Here is a 17,542-nt window from a genome sequence, read left to right as displayed (position 1 = left end):
GTGCTTCTTTCTCTGGATGTGGGGAACGCGTCAGTCGATGGCGACGACGGTGACGTGGGCGTCCGCGGTGGCGGCGAAGCGCGCGGCGGTCCGCTCGATCTGCGCGAGCTGGTCCATTGCCTGCGAACATGCAAAGCCGTACTTCGCGCGGACCCGCTCGGAGGCCTGGCCCAATGCCTCGCGTGTGCGTTGCATGAAGTCGGCGAGGGCATAGCGCTCGCCGGGTGCCAGGTGCTCCCGCACCACGCTGGAGGGCGAGTAGCAGCGCGTTTCGCTGGCGTCGGGCCAGCGCACGCTGAAGTGGGTCACGGGCATGCGGCGGCCTCCGCTTGCAGGCTGGGCGGCTGGATGAAGGCGTCGCTGCCGAAGTCCCACAGCAGCGCCTCTTCGCCACCGGCGCGCAGGCGCACCTGCCGCGCGGCATCGACCTCGCCGATCACGCCGCAGGCGATGTCGCGCGCGGCAAAGCGCGCCAGCACCGAGGCCACCTGCGCGGGCGCCACGCTGAGCACGAAGCCGTAGCTCGGGAACGACGAGAGCCAGCGCAGCAGCGGCACGCCGTCGGGCCGGGGCAGCGCGTCGAGGTCGATGCGCGCGCCCACGCCGGAGCATTCGAGCAGCATCATGGCCGTGCCCACGGCGCCGGCCATGCTGATGTCCTTGCCGGCACCGCACAGGCCGTCTTCGGCAATGGCCGGCAACAGCTCGAGGTCGGCGCGCAGCCGCGCGGCGGGCGCGCGGGTCGAGGCGTTCCAGTACGGAAAAGGCTCCTCGTAGGCGCCGCGCAGGTCGGCGGCCATCACCAGCAGATGCCCCGGCCTGGCGTCGAAGCTGGTGAGCAGCCGGCGCGCATGCCCGAGGATGGCCACCGCCAGTTGCGGCCGCTCGCTGCGGTTGTTGCTGTGGCCGCCGACGATGGGCACGCCGTAGCGCACGGCGGCCTCGGCCATGCCGCGCAGCACGTCGTCCGCGGGGCTCATGCCGGTGCTCCACAGGGCATCGACCACGGCGGTGGGGCGCCCGCCCATGGCGTAGATGTCGCTCACGTTGACCATCACGCCGCAGTAGCCGGCAAACCACGGCATGCGCACGATGAAGTCTTCGACCAGGCCTTCGATGGCGAACAGCAGGTAGCCGCCGTGGCCGTCGGGGATGGCCGCGCAGTCGTCGCCGATGGGCACGGCCTGCGCGAGCGCCGCATGGCCGCCTGGCAGCGAACGGCCCAGCGCCGACACCACATCGCTGATGTCGCGCTTGTGGGCGAAGCCGCGCGTGGCGCGCAGGGCTTCGGCGATGTCGTGGACATGCTGCGTCATGCCGCCACCCTGGCGCGCGTGACGAAGCCGCTGACGGGATCGTGGCAAGGCGGATACCACGCGAGGTCGGCCTGCATGCGCGCATGCGGGCGGCCGTGCACGCTGGTCTCCTCCAGCGTCGTCCAGCCAAGCTTGTTGAACAGCGGCACGTTCTGCAGCTGCACCTGCGCGAAAAAGGTCTCGCAGCCCAGCGCATGGGCGCGCGATACGGCCAGCCGGATCAGCGTGGCGCCCAGGTGCCCCTGGCTGCGGAAGGCGGGGTGCACGGCCAGCCGCGAGCCCCACCATTCGCCTTCGGCCTCACCGCGATGGATGCGCACCGTGCCCACCACCTGCTCTGGCATGCCGCCGTTGCACGACATGGCGACCAGCAGGCGCGCGTGGTCGTCGATGGCGTCGCGGTCGTCGCGCGCGAAGATGCCCTGCTCGATGCAGAACACCGCGCGGCGCAGCGCCATGGCTTCGTCGCGCTCCCATCGCTGGGCGGCTTCGCGCACGAGGTATTCGGCGGGCGCGTAGTGGTCCGCCATCTCGCAGAGGTCGTCGATGCACAGCATGGTCAGCCTTCGCTTTCTTTTTCGTAGATCGACAGCGACGAGCAGGCGCCGCACTTGCCGCAGCCGGCCTTGATGTCGGCCGAGCGCAGGCCGGCGGCCACCACGCGTTCGCCCAGCGGCGCGAGCAGCGACTTCATGAACTCGGGCGTGGGGGCCGGATGGTCTTCCAGCGGCGTGCCGCTGATCGGCACGAAGGGCACGACGAAGGGGTACACGTCGCGCGCCAGCAGCTGGTCGCAGGTGTCGAGGATGGCTTCCCGCGTGTCGCCCAGCCCGGCCAGGATGTAGGTGCTGACCTGCCCGCGCCCGAACACGCCCACGGCCGCCTCGAAGGCGCTCATGTAGCGCGAGACCGGCACGCTGGCCTTGCCCGGCATGATGCGTTCGCGCACCTCGGGCGTGACCACTTCGAGGTGCATGCCCAGCGTGTCGATGCCGGCGGCCTTCATGCGGTGGAACCACTGGTCGTCGTCGGGCGGCTCGCACTGGCCCTGGATGGGGATGTCGACCGCGGCCTTGATGGCGAAGGCGCTCTCGCACAGCACGGCCGCGCCGCGGTCGGTGGCGTTGGGCGTGCCGGTGGTCATCACCATGTGCTTCACGCCGTCGAGCAGCACGGCGGCGCGCGCCACTTCGGCGAGCTGCTCGGGCGTCTTGCGCGCGACGGTGCGGCCGGCCGCGAGCGACTGGCCGATCGCGCAGAACTTGCAGCTCTTCCTGCGGCTCTCGTAGCGGATGCAGGTCTGCAGCACGGTGGTGGCCAGCACGTCGCTGCCGTGCAGCGTGGCGATGTGCGAGTAGGGCACGCCGTCGAAGGTCTGCATGGCGTAGAAGCGCGGCTGCCTCGGAAAGCTGATGCTTGCGATGGGAATGCTGCCGCGCATCACGCGGCTCATGCCGCTCGCGTCCGGCGCCTCGGCGGTGAAGGGCGAGTGCCAGGCGGTGGACGTGTGCACCGGCACCATGATCGTGTGGCCGTCGACGGTCACGGCCTTGTGGTCCGAAGGGCCCGCGCCGCCGCGGCGGCTCGAGACGCCGGCCGAAGGATCAACCAGCCGCAACCCGAAGGACTGGAGCTCGGTCATCAGTTGCCGGCTGTCCTGCTGCTGCGTCGTGATGGGTGTCGTGGTCATGGTCGGGGCTCCGTTGGGCGAAAGGTTGCGTGAGGTGCATGGGCACGGTGGTCTGCGCCGGCCGGTCGTTGAGGGCGAGCGACAGCAGCTCGGGCCGCGCGTAGTGGCCGACCGAATCCATCATTCGCTTGCGCTTGGCGATCAGCGCCATGTCGAGGTCGGCCACCACCATGCCTTCGCCCTCGGTGAGCGGCGGCGCGAGGTGCTTTCCTTCGGGCGAGACGATGGCCGTGTGGCAGCCGCCGCGCAGCGCCTTCTGCAGTTGCGCGTCGGGCGTGACCGAGCGGATCTGCTCGTCGGTGAGCCAGCCGGTGGCGTTGACCACGAAGCAGCCCGACTCCAGCGCGTGGTGGCGGATGGTCACTTCCATCTGCTCCGCGAAGATCGGGCCGACCAGCGAGCCGGGGAACTGCGCGCAGTGGATCTGCTCGTGCTGCGCCATCAGCGCGTAGCGCGCGAGCGGGTTGTAGTGCTCCCAGCAGGCCAGCGCGCCGACGCGGCCCACGGCGGTGTCGGCCACCTTCAGGCCCGCGCCGTCGCCCATGCCCCAGACCATGCGCTCGTGATAGGTCGGCGTGATCTTGCGGCGCTTGAGCACCAGCGTGCCGTCGGCGTCGAACACCAGCTGCGTGTTGTAGAGGCTGCCGTGGTCGCGCTCGTTCACGCCGAGCACGACCACCATGTTCCGTGCGCGGGCCCGCTCCGCCACGGCCTGCGTGACCGGGCCTGGCACGACCACCGCGCGCTCCGCCAGCCGCAGGTGCGGCGCGCCCTGCAGCACCGGCGGCAGCACGAAGCTGAAGTAGGGGTAGTAGGGCACGAAGGTCTCGGGAAAGACCGCGAGCTGCGCGCCCCTGGCAGCGGCCGCGTCGATGGCGCTGCACACGCGCTCCAGCGTGCCGTCGGGCCGCTCGAAGTCCGGTGCGATCTGGATCGCCGCCGCCCGAACGGTGGTGGGTGTGGATGCCATCGCCGCGCCTTCGCTCACAGTGTCCAGGTGTCGAGGATGACCGCGCCGGCCTTCTTGTGCAGCAGCACCAGGTCGAGCACGTCGAGCGGGTTGATCGGCGTGATGCCTTCGATCAGCGCGCCTTCGCCGTGGCCGTACAGCGCCTGCAGCGCGAAGCGGCAGGCGTAGACCTTGCCGCCTTCCTCCATGAACTTGACGATCTGCTTGTTGAAGTTCTGGTGGCCCGGGAAGGCCTCGTCGCCCAGCGTGGGAAAGCCGCGCTGCACGCCCAGCGTCACGCCGGGGCCGTACAGCAGGACCGAGGTCTCGTAGCCCTTGCGCCGCAGCCGCGTGGCCTGCAGCAGGTTGACGAAGCCGATGGAGCCTTCGAAGGCCACGGTGTGGAAGGTGACGAGCGCCTTCTCGCCGGGCTCGGCCTTGACGTCTTCGAACACCTTCTCTTCGTAGTCGACGAGGTACTCGCCTTTTTCGTTGCGGGGGCGGGTGACTTTGGGCATGGGGGACTCCGGTTGGGTGGTTGGACACGCAGGTCTTGCGTGCCTTCCTCTTCGCAGGCGATGTGCCAGCGTCCGCGCGGCTGCGTGCAATCAAGTCGCGATCAACGCGCAGCGGCGCGGGCCGCAAGCCGCAAAAAATTTTTCCGGCCCGTGAAAAGGCCGGCCAGCGGCGGGGCCGGGGGGCTCGCCGCGCACCGGCAAGACGCATGCGCCGTGCGATCAATGCACCCGATCAATGGGGTTGATCGCACCTGATCGAAGCATCCGGGTCCTCTGGGGCGGGCGCGAATCCTGCGTGTTGATCGGTGGCCGGATGCAATCAATGAATGCGATCAACTTCGCCGGAGCCCCCCGATGACCACCATCACCGCCCACTGGCGCAGGCAACTGCGCAACAGCGCCCGCCCGGCCTACCTGCAACTGGCCGAGCTGATCGCCGACGACATCAAGACCGGGCGACTCGGCGTGCGCGACCGGCTGCCCACGCTGCGCGAACTGGCGGCCGACCTGGAGCTGAACTACACGACCGTGGCGCGCGGCTATGCCGAGGCGCGCAAGCGCGGGCTGATCGATTCGCGCGCGGGCACGGGCACCTTCATCCGCTCGGGCAGCCCGAGCCTGCGGCTGCGCGGCGGCAGCGGCGCGGAGATGACGATGAACATGCCGCCCGAGCCCGACGACGAGCACCTGATGGCGCGGCTGCACGACAGCGCGAGCCGGGCTTTCGCGCAGGCCGACTTCCACGACCTGCTGCGCTACCAGGACTTCGGCGGCACCGCGCACGACCGCGCCGCCGCCATGCACTGGCTGCGGCCCTTCGTGCCCGATGCGAGCGTCGACCGCATCCTGGTGTGCCCGGGCATCCACGGCGTGCTGACGGCGCTGTTCTCGCAGCTTGCGCGGCCGGGCGAGCTGGTGTGCGTGGAGTCGCTCACGTACCCCGGCGTGAAGGCCATCGCGGCGCAGTTGGGCGTGCAGCTGCATGCGCTGCAGATGGACGACGACGGCCCGATTGCCGATGCCTTCGAGCACGCCTGCAGGACGCTCAAGCCCAAGGCGCTGTACTGCAACCCGACGCTGCTGAATCCGACCGCCGCCACGGTCTCGCGCGCCCGTCGCGAGGCGCTCGCGGACGTGGCGCTGCGCTACGCGGTGCCGATCATCGAGGACGACGCCTACGGCATGCTGCCGCGCCAGGTGCCAGCGTCGCTGGCCACGCTGGCGCCCGGGCTCACCTACTACGTGAGCGGATTCTCGAAATGCTTCGGCGCGGGGTTGCGCAGCGCGTATGTGTGCTCGCCGACGGTGGTGCAGTCGCAGCGGCTGGCCGGCGCAATGCGCGCGACCACGGTGATGGCCTCACCCATCACCAATGCGCTGACCACGCTGTGGGTGGAGGACGGCACCGCCGAAGAGATGCTGCAGGCGGTGCGCGCGGAGTCGATGGCGCGGCAGGTGCTGGCCACGCGCTACCTGGGCGCGAACGGGCTGCAGGCGCATCCGGAGGGGTTCCATGCATGGCTGCCGCTCACGCCGGGCTGGAGTCCGGTGGAGTTTGCGTCCTACCTGCGCACGCAGAACGTGGGCGTGGTGGCGAGCGCGGCCTTTTCCACCGACGGCGATCCGCCCGACGCGGTGCGCATCTGCCTGGGCGGGCCGATGTCGCGCGAGCAGTGCGATCAGGCGCTGCGGCTCATCGCGGACACGCTGGCGCATCCGCTGCATCCGCATGCCACGCTGCGCTGACCGCCCGCCGGCGGGGCGGGAGCGGTGCCGGTCAGCGCTTGGCGAACACGCCGCTCCAAGCGAACACGGAGTTGGGTGCGTTCACGTGGCGCAGGCTGGGCACGGGGCGCGGCTGCGGTTCTTTCTTGCGGGGGGCTTCCTCTTCGACGCGCACGCCCTTGGCCAACTGGTCGTCGACCAGGCTCTGCAGCGTGACGGAGTCGAGGAACTCCATCACGTGGTGGTTGGCGGAGGCCCAGAGCGCATCGGTCGAGTAGCAGCCGGATTCGCCGTCTGCGGCGCCGTTGCCGGCCTTGTCGCGCGGCGGTGCGGCTTCGGCCTCTGGTGCGGCCTGGCCGTCGACCGAGAACAGGATGTCCGCAACGGTGATCTCAGATGCCTTGCGCGCCAGCGTGTAGCCACCGCCCGGGCCTCGCGTCGCCTTCACCAGCGCATGCTGGCGCAGCTTGCTGAAGAGTGCCTCCAGCGACGAGCGGGCAATATGTTGGCGCTTGGCGATCGACGCCAGGGCCACGGGGCCGGCCTGCTCGCGCAGCGCGACATCGATCATGGCCGTCACGGCGAAGCCGCCCTTCGTCGTCAGACGCATGGAGTGTTCCTCATGGATGTGTCTGGAATACAGACATTGAATGAATGGCTGTCTTGCGCGTTCGCGAAAGACAGCGCCGGAACGTAGGTGTCCGAAAGCCCCGAAAAGTTTCCGGAATGCTTCTTAAGCTTCTTCAGGTCTGGATGTAACCAACGGTTCGCCCATCGGTGGTTTCCGGCGCTCGGGGCTCGCCCATCATCTCGCGCAGGGAGGCTTCGATCATGCGGGACATGGCGTCCAGTGCCAGGTCGTTGGGCTGGGTGCCGAAGGGTTCCTCGATCTCGGCGCCCAGTGCCTCGAGTGCGAAGAAGGTGTATGCGACGAACGCGACCACCACCGGCGTCATTGCGCCGATGGCGTCCACGAGGCCGAAGGGCAGCAGCACGCAGTAGAGATAGATGGTGCGGTGGATGATGACGGAATAGGTGAAGGGGATCGGCGTGCTCGCAATGCGCTCGCAGCCGCCCAGTGCCTCCGTCAGCCGCCCCAGCGGTACTTCCATGGCCTGCGCGAGCATCGGGTCGAGCCGGCCGCTCCTGCGCTGGTCGCGCAGCCATTCGCCGACCATGAGCAGCAGCATGGCCGGCTTGAAGCGCGCGGCGCGCAGGCGCTCGCAGTCTTCCGGCGGCAGCAGGCGTGCGAGGTCGGCGCAGGGATCGGTGCCTCGCAGCTGATGGCGCAGCGCATGCACGAAGGCGATGAGGCGCGCGGCCGCCACGCCGGCGTGCGCGGGGGAGTCGCCCAGGGTCAGCGCCTGGCGCACCAGCGAGCGCGTTTCATTGAGCAGGGTGCCCCACAGCGTGCGGGCTTCCCAGTAGCGCGAATAGCTCGTGCTGTTCCTGAAGCCCAGGAAGATCGCCAGCGTGAGGCCGATGAGCGAGAAGGGCACGAAGTTGAGCGGCACCTTCCATTGAAAAAGCCGCCCGTGCAGTACCGTCACCAGCACCGCGAAGGCGGTGGTCCACAACAGCTGCGGCACGATGTCCGGCAGGACCGAGCCGCGCCACACGAAGAGCATGCGCAGCCAATGAGGGCGGGGTCGGACGATCATCGGGCGACCATTATCCCCGCGTGCCGGCCTCGTGCCCCCGGGGCCACAGAATGGCGCTCTCACCAACACCCCCGGCATTCGCCGATCCACACACCATGTTGACCTACGCAATCCAGAGAGTCGGCTACGACTACAAGCAGACGGACCCGCAGGGAGAGACGAACCTGATCGCCTTCATGGCCGCCATCGACGCCTTCCCGTGGACCGAGCAACTCGCGCTGTGGGACGAGCAGCAGGACGGCCCGCTGCCGACGCTGGTGCTGCAGAACGAGCCCGACCAACGGGAGCTCTGGATCTCGGCGCTGGGCGACGAACGCAACCGCAGCTACCAGCTGCAGTCGGTGTCGATCCAGATGCGCAAGGGCTTCTTCGGCAAGGCGAAGCCGGAGCAGGACGCGGCGGTCGTGGACGAGTGCAGCCGCGCGGAGGTCGATCGCCTCTGCGAGCTTTTCTGCGACGGGCAGTACGAGGCTTTCGATCGCGAGGTGGCAAGGCTCGCCGCGCGGGACGGCGGCGACTGAGAGAGACGGCGCGACTCGCGCCCGGGTCTGCTATGTTTTGCCCGCCGTTCCTCCCTTGTCGCAACTCGATCGATCTGTCTTGAACTCCATCAGCTTCCACCCCAACCGCTTCGACGCCGCCATCGTCGACCTCGACGGCACCATGGTCGACACGCTCGGCGACTTCGCCGCATCGCTGAACCGCATGCTGGCCGATCTTTCCTTGCCCGCGGTCGAGCCGGCTGCGATCGAGCGCATGGTGGGCAAGGGGTCGGAACACCTGATCCATTCCGCGCTCGTGCACGTGATGGCGCCGACCGAGGGCGACGCTGCCGACGCCAGGGCGCGCGCATTGTTCGACCGCGCCTGGGAGCGCTATCAGCACCACTACCTGGCGGTGAACGGCCAGCACTCGGCCGTGTACGCGGGCGTGATCGACGGCCTGAAGGCACTGCGCGCGCAGGGCCTGCGGCTGGCGTGCCTCACGAACAAGCCGACGTCGTTCGCGAAGCCGCTGCTGGCCGAGAAGGGGCTCGACGGGTTCTTCGAACTGGTGTTCGGCGGCGACGCCTTCGAGCGCAAGAAGCCCGATCCGCTGCCGCTGCTGAAGACCTGCGAGGCGCTGGGCACGACGCCCGCACGCACGCTGATGGTGGGCGATTCGAGCAACGACGCGCGTGCCGCGCGCGCCGCCGGCTGCCCCGTGGTGCTCGTGACCTACGGCTACAACCACGGCGAGCCGGTGCGGGCGGTGGATGCCGACGGCTTCGTGGATTCGCTGGCCGAACTTGCGGCCGCCTGATCTGAGGCTGTTCGGCTACTGCTTGCCAAGCAGCGCGTCCTTCAGCTTCCAGTCGGCCGGGTTGGGCCCCAGCCAGATGCGCAGCAGGGCGTTGAAGAAGGCCGGCTCCTTCACCGGGTCGGGCTGAGGCACGCCGCGCACCGTGATCACGGTGCCCGTGCCTGGCACCCAGTCGATGTTGAAGGTGTCGCCGGTCTTCAACTGCTTCTGGTCCGCGAACATCTGGCCCATGCGCAGCAGCCCTGGAATGAGGTTGACCATTTCGCTCTTGGGCGAGTTCTCTTCCACGCCCTTGGTGAAGAGCTTGCCGAGTTCGTTCGCGTCGATGTCGCGCAGCATGGTGATGGCCACGCGCTTGGGACCCGGCGCGGCCAGCGCCTCTTCCGGCGTCGACACCTTCTTGCCCACGTACAGCCCCGCCGTGTAGACCTTGAAGATGGCCTTGTAGCGAATGCCCGCGCCGTTGAGCTGCAGCGCACTGCCATGCAGGTCCATGCGGTCTTCGAGCTTGACGCCGGCCACATCGACCTGGGCCGCCGCGGCACCGGACGCGGCAGCGGCAAGACAGGCCGCCAGGGCGAGCCGGGAGAACACGGTCGGGAGCGAAAAAGCTGGCACGGGAGGTCTCCTCGGTATTTTGCGAACGGTCGTGCGAATGTATCTTTTCGTTTTATGGGCAACCTCGGGATGAACCCTGAAGCCGCCCTGAAGCCGCGCCGGAGCGGCCGTTGTTGTGCGAACCGGCGTTTTCGTGGGCTAAACTCGGCTTTCCATGTTCGTTCATCACATCAATCAAACAGGTGAAGGCAGCCGGGGAGCCTGGCCCTGGCGTAGCCATACTTCGCTGACTGTTTGATTGCACGGCGCACGCCGTGCGCCCGCGGTTCCGGATCGACACATACTCGACGACGCCGGACCACCCGTGAATGACCTTGCCCCCGGCCAAAGGAGCGCCGGCTGGCAATTGGAGAACGAACCCGTGATCACCGAACTTGAATTCAAGAGCCTCAGCGCCCAGGGCTACAACCGCATTCCGCTGATGGCCGAGGCCTTCGCCGACCTCGAGACGCCTCTTTCCCTCTATCTCAAGCTCGCCCATTCGCAAGGCGGCGGCAAGCACAGCTTCCTGCTCGAATCCGTGGTGGGCGGCGAGCGCTTCGGGCGCTACAGCTTCATCGGGCTGCCCGCGAGGACCTTGCTGCGCGCCAGCGGCTTCGGCGCCGAGGCCGTCACCGAGGTGGTGACCGACGGGGAGGTGGTGGAAACCGTCAAGGGCAATCCGCTCGACTTCGTCGCCGAGTACCAGAAGCGGTTCAAGGTGGCGCTGCGCCCGGGCCTTCCCCGCTTCTGCGGCGGCCTTGCCGGCTATTTCGGCTACGACACCGTGCGCCACATCGAGCGCAAGCTCGAAAAAAGCTGCCCGCCCGACACACTGGGCTGCCCCGACATCCTGCTGCTGCAGTGTGAAGAGCTGGCCGTCATCGACAACCTCTCGGGCAAGCTGTACCTCATCGTCTATGCCGATCCGAAGCAGCCCGAGGCCTATGCAGTGGGCAAGCGCCGCCTGAGGGAGCTCAAGGAAAAGCTCAAGTACTCGGTGAGCGCCCCCATCGTGAAGCCCACGCAGCCGCATCCGCCCGAGCGCAGCTTCGCCAAGGCCGACTACCTTGCGGCCGTGGAGCGCGCCAAGGAAATGATCGCCGCCGGCGACTTCATGCAGGTGCAGGTGGGACAGCGCATCAGCAAGCGCTACACCGAGTCGCCGCTGTCGCTGTACCGCGCGCTGCGTTCGCTGAACCCTTCGCCCTACATGTACTACTACAACCTCGGCGACTTCCACGTGGTGGGCGCCTCGCCCGAGATCCTGGTGCGCCAGGAAAACACGGGCGAGGGCGAGCAGAAGATCACCATCCGCCCGCTGGCCGGCACGCGTCCGCGCGGCGCGTCGATCGAGCTGGACAAGGCCGCCGAGGTGGAGCTCATCAACGACCCGAAGGAGCGCGCCGAGCACGTGATGCTGATCGACCTCGCGCGCAACGACATCGGCCGCATCGCCAAGACCGGCACCGTGAAGGTGACCGAAGCCTTCGCGGTGGAGCGCTACAGCCACGTGATGCACATCGTGAGCAACGTCGAAGGCACGCTGAAGGACGGCATGACCGCCATCGACGTGCTCAAGGCCACCTTCCCGGCCGGCACGCTGACCGGCGCGCCCAAGGTGCATGCGATGGAGCTGATCGACCAGCTGGAGCCCACCAAGCGCGGCCTCTACGGCGGCGCCTGCGGCTACATCAGCTATGCGGGCGACATGGACGTGGCCATCGCCATCCGCACCGGCATCGTGAAGGACCAGATGCTGCACGTGCAGGCCGCGGCCGGCGTGGTGGCCGACTCGGTGCCCGAACTCGAGTGGAAGGAAACGGAAGCCAAGGCGCGCGCACTCCTGCGCGCCGCCGAACTGGTCGAGGAAGGCCTGGAATGATGAGCAACGCACCGGATATTCAGAACGACTTCTCGCACGAGATCATCGGCGCCGCCGTCGAGGTGCAGCGCGTGCTCGGCACGGGGCTCGACGAAGCCGCCTATGCCGCGGCGCTGGCCATCGAGCTGGCCGAGCGCGAGATCGGCTTCACGCGCGACGTGGCGCTGTCGGCCAGCTACAAGGGCCGCTCGCTCGGTGAGGTCTACCGCGCGGGCTTCGTGATCGAGCAGTCGGTCATCGTGGAGCTCAAGGCGGTCGACGTGCTGACCGACCTGCATCGCGCGCAGGTGCTGGCCGCGCTGCGGCTGTCGGGCCTCAAGCTGGGCCTGCTGATCAACTTCAACGTGTTCCCCGTCGTCAAGGGCGTCCACCGGATTGTGAGCAAGCCATGAAACTGCTGATGATCGACAACTACGACAGCTTCACCTACAACATCGTCCAGTACTTCGGCGAGCTGGGCGCGGACGTGCAGGTGCACCGCAACGACGAGATCACCGTGGCGCAGATCGGCGAACTCGTCGCCTCCGGCGTGACGCGGCTGGTGGTGTCGCCCGGGCCGTGTTCGCCGGCGGAGGCGGGCGTGTCGGTGGCCGCCATCGAGGCATTTGCCGGCAAGCTGCCCATTCTGGGCGTGTGCCTGGGGCACCAGGCCATCGGCGCGGCCTTCGGCGGCAAGATCGTGCGCGCGCAGCAGCTGATGCACGGCAAGACGAGCGAGATCACGACCACGCAGGAAGGCGTGTTCGCGGGGCTGCCGCAGAAGTTCGTCGTCAACCGCTATCACTCGCTGTCCATCGAGCGCGAGAGTTGTCCCAAGGCGCTGGCTGTCACCGCCTGGACCGACGACGGCGAGATCATGGGGGTGCGGCACACCGGATTCGCGCACGACGTGCGCATCGAAGGCGTGCAGTTCCATCCCGAATCCATCCTGACGGAGCACGGCCACGCCATGCTCAAGAACTTCCTGGACTGAGCCACCATGACCGACCGCACCCACCTCGTCGACCTGCGCAGCGACACCGTCACCCAACCCACGCCCGCGATGCGCGAGGCCATGATGGCGGCGCCGCTGGGCGACGACGTCTTCGGCACCGATCCGAGCGTGAACGCGCTGCAGGAAAAGATCGCCGCCATGCTCGGCTTCGAGGCCGCGCTGTTCGTGCCGACCGGCACGCAGAGCAACCTCTGCGCGATCCTTTCGCATTGCGGCCGGGGCGACGAATACATCGTCGGCCAGCAGGCGCATTGCTACCGCTGGGAAGGCGGCGGCGCGGCGGTGTTCGGCAGCGTGCAGCCGCAGCCGCTCGACCATGCGCCCGACGGCACGCTGCCGCTCGCGCAGATCGAGGCCGCCGTCAAGCCCGACGACGCGCACTTCGCGCGCACGCGGCTGCTGGCGCTGGAGAACACGCTGGGCGGCAAGCTGCTGCCCTTCGAGTACGTGCAGGCTGCGACCGACCTGGCGAAGAGCAAGGGGCTGCAGCGGCACCTGGACGGCGCACGGCTCTTCAATGCGGCGACCGCGCAGGCTGCGTTGAACAAGCGCAGCGACATCCGCGCGGAAGCCCGCCGGATCGCGCAGTGCTTCGACAGCGTGTCGGTGTGCTTCAGCAAGGGCCTGGGCGCGCCCATCGGCTCGGCGCTGGTGGGCTCGCGCGAGTTCATCGCGCGTGCGCACCGCGTTCGCAAGATGGCGGGCGGCGGCATGCGGCAGGCCGGCCTGCTGGCGGCGGCGGCATCGCATGCGCTCGACCATCACATCGACCGCCTGGCCGACGACCATGCGCTGGCGCAGCGGCTCGCACAGGGGCTCAAGGGCATCGAGGGTCTGAAGGTCGAGGCGCCGCACACCAACATCGTGTTCGTCGATCTCGCGGGTGCCGCGCAGGCGCGATCCGCGGAGCTGCTCGCGAGCCTGAACCAGCAGGGCATTCTTGCGACGGGGCTCTACCGGCTGCGCTTCGTGACGCACCTCGATGTCGATGCCGCCGGCGTCGACCGCGCGGTCACAGCGATTCGCGGATTCTTCAACGCCTGAGCCCCGGGGGAGCGAGATGCCCGATCTTCCTCATCTGCTCGCCTTCATCGCCGCCGGCTGGCTGCTCAACCTGACACCGGGGCCCGACGTGCTGTACGTCGTGACCAATTCGCTGCGCTCCGGCGTGCGCGCCGGCATCATGGCGGGACTCGGCATCACGGCGGGCTGCTTCGTCCACATCTTCGCCGCCGCCGTGGGCGTCGGCACGCTGATGGCGACGTCGGCCGCCGCCTTCACGGTGCTCAAGTACATCGGCGCGGCGTACCTGCTGTACCTCGGCGTGCGCATGTTGCTGTCGCGCGCGAAGCCGCCGGCCGACCTGCGGGCCGAGGCGGCGGCGGCCGGCGAGCGCAGCCTGAAAGCGATCTTCCTGGGCGGCTTCTGGACCAACGTGCTCAATCCCAAGGTCGCGCTTTTCTTCCTGGCCTTCGTGCCGCAATTCATCGCGCCCGGCGCCGGCAACACGGCGCTCTGCTTCGTGCTGCTGGGCGTGCTGTTCAACGTCAACGCCATTCCCGTGAACATCGGCTGGGCCGTCGCCGCGGGCTGGATGGCGCGCCGCAGCGCCGTTCAGAAGGGCATGCACTGGCTCGACCGCGCCGCCGGCGTGCTGTTCATCGGCTTCGGCCTCAAGCTTGCGTTCACCGATGCGCCCGCCGTTCGCGTCGGCCGCTGATTCACCCCGAGGAGACTTTCCATGATCACCCCCCAGGAAGCGCTGCAGCGCACCATCGAACACCGCGAAGTCTTCCACGACGAGATGCTGCACATCGTGCGCCTCATCATGAGCGGCGAGTGCTCGCCGGTGATGATGGCCGCGCTGATCACCGGCCTGCGCGTGAAGAAGGAAACCATCGGCGAGATCACCGCCGCCGCGCAGGTGATGCGCGAGGTGTCGACCAAGGTGCCGGTGACCGATACGACCAACCTGGTCGACATCGTCGGCACCGGCGGCGACGGCTCGCACACCTTCAACATCTCGACCTGCTCGATGTTCGTGGCCGCCGCTGCGGGCGCCAAGGTGAGCAAGCACGGCGGGCGCAGCGTGTCGAGCAAGTCGGGCAGCGCCGACGTGCTGGAGTCGCTGGGCGTGAACATCAACCTGAAGCCCGAGCAGATCGCGCGCTCCATCGAGGAGTGCGGCATCGGGTTCATGTTCGCGCCGAACCACCATCCCGCGATGAAGAATGTCGCGCCGGTGCGCAAGGAGCTCGGCATCAAGACGATCTTCAACATCCTCGGGCCGCTGACCAATCCGGCCGGCGCGCCGAACATCCTGATGGGCGTGTTCCACCCCGACCTCGTGGGCATCCAGGTGCGCGCGCTGCAGCGCCTGGGCACCGAGCATGCGATGGTGGTCTACGGCCGCGACGGCATGGACGAGATTTCGCTCGGCGCGGCCACCATGGTGGGCGAACTGAAGGACGGCGAGATCCGCGAGTACGAACTGCACCCCGAGGATTTCGGCTTCGCGATGTCGAGCAACCGCGCGCTGCGCGTGGAAACGCCGGAGCAGTCGAAGGCCATGCTGCTGGGTGTGCTCGACAATCAGGCCGGCCCCGCGCTGGACATCGTGCTGCTGAACGCAGGCGCCGCGCTGTACGCGGCCAACGTGGTCGATTCAGTGGCCGCGGGCGTCGAGCGTTCGCGTGCCGCCATTGCGTCGGGTGCCGCCAAGGCCAAGCTCGCGGAGCTGGTCAAGGCATCCGCCACCGTCTGAACACAGAGAAACCGGGAGCACCAGAAACCCCATGTCCGACATCCTCGACAAGATCGTTGCCGTCAAGCACCAGGAGGTCGCCGCGGCCCGCAAGCGCGCGTCGCTCGAAGCCGTGCGCTTCGACGCGGAGAGCCGCATGCTCACGCGTGATTTCGAAGCCGCCTTGCGCGCCAAGATCGCCGCGGGCCACGCTGCGGTGATTGCCGAAGTCAAGAAGGCCAGCCCGAGCAAGGGCGTGCTGCGCGCGGACTTCATTCCGGCCGACATCGCGCAGAGCTATGCGGAGGGCGACGGCACGGTCAGTGCGGCTTGCCTCTCGGTATTGACCGACAAGCAGTTCTTCCAGGGCGGCGTCGACTATCTCAAGCAGGCGCGTGCCTCGTGCGACCTGCCGGTGCTGCGCAAGGATTTCATCGTCGATGAATACCAGGTGTACGAATCGCGCGCGATGGGCGCCGATGCGATCCTGCTGATCGCCGCATGCCTCGACGACGCACAGATGAAGGACTACGAAGCCATCGCGCGCGGGCTGGACATGGCGGTGCTGGTGGAGGTGCACGACGCGGCCGAACTTGACCGCGCGCTGAAGCTCAGGACGGCGCTGATCGGCGTCAACAACCGCAATCTGCGCAACTTCGAGGTGTCGATCCAGGCGACCATCGACCTGCTGCCCAGGCTGCCGAATGACCGCCTGCCAGTGACGGAGTCGGGCATCGGTACGCGCGAGGACGTGGCCACGCTGCGCGCCGCAGGCGTCAACGCCTTCCTGGTCGGCGAGGCCTTCATGCGTGCCAAGGAACCCGGCGAGGCCCTCGCTGCTTTGTTCAAATGAGCCGGCCCGATCAGCTGTCGAGCAGCGACCCCGCCGACTGGCCCGTGGCGCCGGGCTGGCAGTCGTTGGTCGATGATTTCTTTGCCAGCGCGGTGGGGCAGAAGCTGCAGGGCTTTCTGCGCGAGCGGCTCGATGCTGGCGCGGTGATCTTCCCGCCGCAGCCGCTGCGGGCGCTGGAGCTCACGCCGCCGGAGGACGTGCGCGTGGTCATCCTGGGTCAGGACCCGTATCACGGGCGCGGGCAGGCCGAGGGGCTGGCGTTCTCGGTGGCGCCCGGGGTGGCGCTGCCGCCGTCGCTGCGCAACATCTTCAAGGAACTGCAGCGTGACCTCGGCACGGCGCCCCCTGCATTCCCCAATCCGGGCGGCAGCCTGGTGAAGTGGGCGACGCATGGCGTGCTGCTGCTCAACACCTGCCTGACGGTCGAGGAGGCCCAGCCCGCCGGCCACGCAGGCAAGGGCTGGGAGGTGCTGACGGATGCCGTCATCCGCCATGTTTCAGGTGGAGAAAAACCTGTTGTTTTTATGCTCTGGGGTTCGCACGCGCAAAGTAAGCGGGCGTTGATCGATGTTGGGCGACATAAGGTGCTGATGTCGAATCATCCGTCGCCTCTATCGGCCCTGAGGCCGCCCGTGCCGTTCATCGGCTGCGGCCATTTTGGCGAAGCCCGTGCCTGGCGTGAGGCGCAGCAGTCGGCGGGGTGAAAACTTAGGCGATAATCGTGGGCTAACGCCTCGAGCGGTTTTCCTGCATCTTCGTTGATGCATGGGTTTCCGGGTAGTCACAAAACCGTGCTATATTTCGAGGTTCGCCGGAGAGGTGGCCGAGTGGTTAATGGCAGCAGACTGTAAATCTGCCCTCTTACGAGTACGCTGGTTCGAATCCAGCCCTCTCCACCAGCGATGAATTTGGTTTCTAAGAGCGATTGGATCTAGCGCTTTGGGTGCCTTGAAGTGCCCCCGATGCGGGAGTAGTTCAATGGTAGAACCCCAGCCTTCCAAGCTGATGACGCGGGTTCGATTCCCGTCTCCCGCTCCAGAGGCCCGGTTCGTTGTTGAGGCGATGTGAATTCGTAACTTTGTTACAAAAGCCCTTTTGGCTCAGTGGTAGAGCACTCCCTTGGTAAGGGAGAGGTCGCGGGTCCGATTCCCGCAAAGGGCACCAGTTTTTGGGGGTTGCAACGGCAGCTTTGCAACCCATCTGCATACGTTGAAAACGTTTTTTTCGGAGTCGAAAAATGGCAAAAGGTAAATTCACCCGCACCAAGCCTCACGTCAACGTGGGCACGATCGGTCACGTCGACCACGGC

At 67.8% G+C, this 17,542-nt stretch carries 20 protein-coding genes, 3 tRNA genes and 1 pseudogene; 15 read left to right on the top strand and 9 right to left on the bottom strand.

The genetic code is table 11. The annotated features are described in order from the left end of the window. Positions 1–30: 30 nt before the first annotated feature. Genes AC1RVW_RS23795 through AC1RVW_RS23770 form a run of 6 tightly spaced genes read right to left on the bottom strand, consistent with a single transcriptional unit; the run spans position 31 to position 4,473 of the window. The gene (locus AC1RVW_RS23795) at positions 31–315 is read right to left on the bottom strand and encodes an MSMEG_0570 family nitrogen starvation response protein (protein WP_493202896.1); all 285 of its coding nucleotides are present in this window, start codon (positions 313–315) and stop codon (positions 31–33) included. Beyond that, positions 306–1,316 (bottom strand): sll0787 family AIR synthase-like protein, encoded by a 1,011-nt coding sequence (locus AC1RVW_RS23790; RefSeq protein ID WP_106935886.1) that lies wholly within the window; start codon positions 1,314–1,316, stop codon positions 306–308. Before AC1RVW_RS23790 ends, AC1RVW_RS23795 begins: the two co-directional genes overlap by 10 nt. After that, positions 1,313–1,873: an MSMEG_0567/Sll0786 family nitrogen starvation N-acetyltransferase gene (locus AC1RVW_RS23785; RefSeq protein ID WP_106935885.1), complete on the bottom strand. Its 561-nt coding sequence runs from the start codon at positions 1,871–1,873 to the stop codon at positions 1,313–1,315. The genes AC1RVW_RS23790 and AC1RVW_RS23785 overlap by 4 nt, the downstream gene beginning before the upstream one ends. A 2-nt stretch (positions 1,874–1,875) precedes the next feature. Then, positions 1,876–2,958, bottom strand: a complete 1,083-nt coding sequence (locus tag AC1RVW_RS23780) for an MSMEG_0568 family radical SAM protein (RefSeq protein WP_493202931.1) — start codon at positions 2,956–2,958, stop codon at positions 1,876–1,878. Continuing rightward, positions 2,921–3,976 carry a Nit6803 family nitrilase gene (locus tag AC1RVW_RS23775; RefSeq protein WP_493202893.1) on the bottom strand — a complete coding sequence of 352 codons (1,056 nt, stop codon included), beginning with the start codon at positions 3,974–3,976 and terminating at the stop codon, positions 2,921–2,923. Before AC1RVW_RS23775 ends, AC1RVW_RS23780 begins: the two co-directional genes overlap by 38 nt. A 14-nt stretch (positions 3,977–3,990) precedes the next feature. Continuing rightward, entirely contained in the window at positions 3,991–4,473 is a 483-nt protein-coding gene (locus tag AC1RVW_RS23770; RefSeq protein WP_081268458.1) for an MSMEG_0572/Sll0783 family nitrogen starvation response protein, read from the bottom strand. Between the two features lie 354 nt (positions 4,474–4,827). Between AC1RVW_RS23770 and AC1RVW_RS23765 the strand changes: the two genes are divergently transcribed. Then, positions 4,828–6,219 (top strand): aminotransferase-like domain-containing protein, encoded by a 1,392-nt coding sequence (locus tag AC1RVW_RS23765; RefSeq protein ID WP_106935883.1) that lies wholly within the window; start codon positions 4,828–4,830, stop codon positions 6,217–6,219. A gap of 31 nt (positions 6,220–6,250) precedes the next feature. On the opposite strand, the gene AC1RVW_RS23760 is transcribed toward AC1RVW_RS23765, so the two are convergent. Together AC1RVW_RS23760 and AC1RVW_RS23755 are read right to left on the bottom strand one after the other, a co-directional pair. Continuing rightward, on the bottom strand, positions 6,251–6,808 hold the full coding sequence (locus AC1RVW_RS23760) for an Rrf2 family transcriptional regulator (protein WP_081268456.1): 558 nt from the start codon (positions 6,806–6,808) through the stop codon (positions 6,251–6,253). Between the two features lie 133 nt (positions 6,809–6,941). After that, positions 6,942–7,859 carry a bestrophin family protein gene (locus tag AC1RVW_RS23755; protein ID WP_493202891.1) on the bottom strand — a complete coding sequence of 306 codons (918 nt, stop codon included), beginning with the start codon at positions 7,857–7,859 and terminating at the stop codon, positions 6,942–6,944. 95 nt (positions 7,860–7,954) lie between these two features. On the opposite strand from AC1RVW_RS23755, the gene AC1RVW_RS23750 reads away from it, so the two are divergent. Next, entirely contained in the window at positions 7,955–8,380 is a 426-nt protein-coding gene (locus tag AC1RVW_RS23750) for a hypothetical protein (RefSeq protein ID WP_493202890.1), read from the top strand. A 79-nt stretch (positions 8,381–8,459) separates the two neighbouring features. Further along, a complete protein-coding gene (locus tag AC1RVW_RS23745; protein WP_493202888.1) occupies positions 8,460–9,161 on the top strand; it encodes a phosphoglycolate phosphatase in 702 nt (233 codons plus the stop codon). 15 nt (positions 9,162–9,176) lie between these two features. Here AC1RVW_RS23745 and AC1RVW_RS23740 read toward each other — a convergent pair whose 3' ends face one another. Next, on the bottom strand, positions 9,177–9,779 hold the full coding sequence (locus tag AC1RVW_RS23740) for a chalcone isomerase family protein (protein WP_081268452.1): 603 nt from the start codon (positions 9,777–9,779) through the stop codon (positions 9,177–9,179). Between the two features lie 361 nt (positions 9,780–10,140). Between AC1RVW_RS23740 and trpE the strand changes: the two genes are divergently transcribed. The 12 genes and pseudogenes from trpE to AC1RVW_RS23680 form a co-directional block, all read left to right on the top strand. After that, positions 10,141–11,643 (top strand): anthranilate synthase component I, encoded by a 1,503-nt coding sequence (trpE, locus tag AC1RVW_RS23735; RefSeq protein WP_493202886.1) that lies wholly within the window; start codon positions 10,141–10,143, stop codon positions 11,641–11,643. Next, complete coding sequence (locus tag AC1RVW_RS23730; protein ID WP_106937579.1) at positions 11,643–12,035, top strand: GxxExxY protein; 393 nt, start codon at positions 11,643–11,645, stop codon at positions 12,033–12,035. Before trpE ends, AC1RVW_RS23730 begins: the two co-directional genes overlap by 1 nt. Beyond that, positions 12,032–12,616 carry an aminodeoxychorismate/anthranilate synthase component II gene (locus AC1RVW_RS23725; protein WP_493202884.1) on the top strand — a complete coding sequence of 195 codons (585 nt, stop codon included), beginning with the start codon at positions 12,032–12,034 and terminating at the stop codon, positions 12,614–12,616. The genes AC1RVW_RS23730 and AC1RVW_RS23725 overlap by 4 nt, the downstream gene beginning before the upstream one ends. A gap of 6 nt (positions 12,617–12,622) precedes the next feature. Next, positions 12,623–13,681 carry a low-specificity L-threonine aldolase gene (gene ltaE / locus AC1RVW_RS23720; RefSeq protein WP_493202882.1) on the top strand — a complete coding sequence of 353 codons (1,059 nt, stop codon included), beginning with the start codon at positions 12,623–12,625 and terminating at the stop codon, positions 13,679–13,681. Positions 13,682–13,697: 16 nt separating this feature from the next. Next, positions 13,698–14,357: a LysE family translocator gene (locus AC1RVW_RS23715; RefSeq protein ID WP_493202881.1), complete on the top strand. Its 660-nt coding sequence runs from the start codon at positions 13,698–13,700 to the stop codon at positions 14,355–14,357. Positions 14,358–14,378: 21 nt separating this feature from the next. Then, positions 14,379–15,401, top strand: a complete 1,023-nt coding sequence (gene trpD, locus AC1RVW_RS23710) for an anthranilate phosphoribosyltransferase (RefSeq protein WP_237678449.1) — start codon at positions 14,379–14,381, stop codon at positions 15,399–15,401. Positions 15,402–15,432: 31 nt separating this feature from the next. Then, on the top strand, positions 15,433–16,233 hold the full coding sequence (gene trpC / locus AC1RVW_RS23705; protein ID WP_285413101.1) for an indole-3-glycerol phosphate synthase TrpC: 801 nt from the start codon (positions 15,433–15,435) through the stop codon (positions 16,231–16,233). After that, on the top strand, positions 16,230–16,937 hold the full coding sequence (locus AC1RVW_RS23700) for a uracil-DNA glycosylase (protein WP_493202878.1): 708 nt from the start codon (positions 16,230–16,232) through the stop codon (positions 16,935–16,937). Before trpC ends, AC1RVW_RS23700 begins: the two co-directional genes overlap by 4 nt. Before the next feature lie 109 nt (positions 16,938–17,046). After that, a tRNA-Tyr gene (locus AC1RVW_RS23695) sits at positions 17,047–17,132 on the top strand. A 65-nt stretch (positions 17,133–17,197) separates the two neighbouring features. After that, positions 17,198–17,271 (top strand) — tRNA-Gly (locus AC1RVW_RS23690). A 51-nt stretch (positions 17,272–17,322) separates the two neighbouring features. Beyond that, a tRNA-Thr gene (locus AC1RVW_RS23685) sits at positions 17,323–17,397 on the top strand. Positions 17,398–17,470: 73 nt separating this feature from the next. Next, positions 17,471–17,542 (top strand): annotated as a pseudogene (locus AC1RVW_RS23680) (GTP-binding protein); the annotation flags it as partial.

The organism is Variovorax sp. MPBD4-3 (genome assembly GCF_058809745.1).
Note: the sequence above shows the minus strand (reverse complement) of the source record. Positions and strands in the feature narration are given on the sequence as shown.

Coding starts and splice junctions, on each gene's coding strand:
- AC1RVW_RS23760 (WP_081268456.1), bottom strand. CDS start 6,808: ATGCGTCTGACGACGAAGGGCGGCTTCGCCGTGACGGCCATGATCGAT.
- AC1RVW_RS23790 (WP_106935886.1), bottom strand. CDS start 1,316: ATGACGCAGCATGTCCACGACATCGCCGAAGCCCTGCGCGCCACGCGC.
- AC1RVW_RS23775 (WP_493202893.1), bottom strand. CDS start 3,976: ATGGCATCCACACCCACCACCGTTCGGGCGGCGGCGATCCAGATCGCA.
- AC1RVW_RS23770 (WP_081268458.1), bottom strand. CDS start 4,473: ATGCCCAAAGTCACCCGCCCCCGCAACGAAAAAGGCGAGTACCTCGTC.
- trpD (WP_237678449.1), top strand. CDS start 14,379: ATGATCACCCCCCAGGAAGCGCTGCAGCGCACCATCGAACACCGCGAA.
- AC1RVW_RS23715 (WP_493202881.1), top strand. CDS start 13,698: ATGCCCGATCTTCCTCATCTGCTCGCCTTCATCGCCGCCGGCTGGCTG.
- trpC (WP_285413101.1), top strand. CDS start 15,433: ATGTCCGACATCCTCGACAAGATCGTTGCCGTCAAGCACCAGGAGGTC.
- AC1RVW_RS23725 (WP_493202884.1), top strand. CDS start 12,032: ATGAAACTGCTGATGATCGACAACTACGACAGCTTCACCTACAACATC.
- AC1RVW_RS23765 (WP_106935883.1), top strand. CDS start 4,828: ATGACCACCATCACCGCCCACTGGCGCAGGCAACTGCGCAACAGCGCC.
- AC1RVW_RS23795 (WP_493202896.1), bottom strand. CDS start 315: ATGCCCGTGACCCACTTCAGCGTGCGCTGGCCCGACGCCAGCGAAACG.
- AC1RVW_RS23785 (WP_106935885.1), bottom strand. CDS start 1,873: ATGCTGTGCATCGACGACCTCTGCGAGATGGCGGACCACTACGCGCCC.
- AC1RVW_RS23750 (WP_493202890.1), top strand. CDS start 7,955: ATGTTGACCTACGCAATCCAGAGAGTCGGCTACGACTACAAGCAGACG.
- ltaE (WP_493202882.1), top strand. CDS start 12,623: ATGACCGACCGCACCCACCTCGTCGACCTGCGCAGCGACACCGTCACC.
- AC1RVW_RS23755 (WP_493202891.1), bottom strand. CDS start 7,859: ATGATCGTCCGACCCCGCCCTCATTGGCTGCGCATGCTCTTCGTGTGG.
- AC1RVW_RS23730 (WP_106937579.1), top strand. CDS start 11,643: ATGAGCAACGCACCGGATATTCAGAACGACTTCTCGCACGAGATCATC.
- AC1RVW_RS23780 (WP_493202931.1), bottom strand. CDS start 2,958: ATGACCGAGCTCCAGTCCTTCGGGTTGCGGCTGGTTGATCCTTCGGCC.
- AC1RVW_RS23700 (WP_493202878.1), top strand. CDS start 16,230: ATGAGCCGGCCCGATCAGCTGTCGAGCAGCGACCCCGCCGACTGGCCC.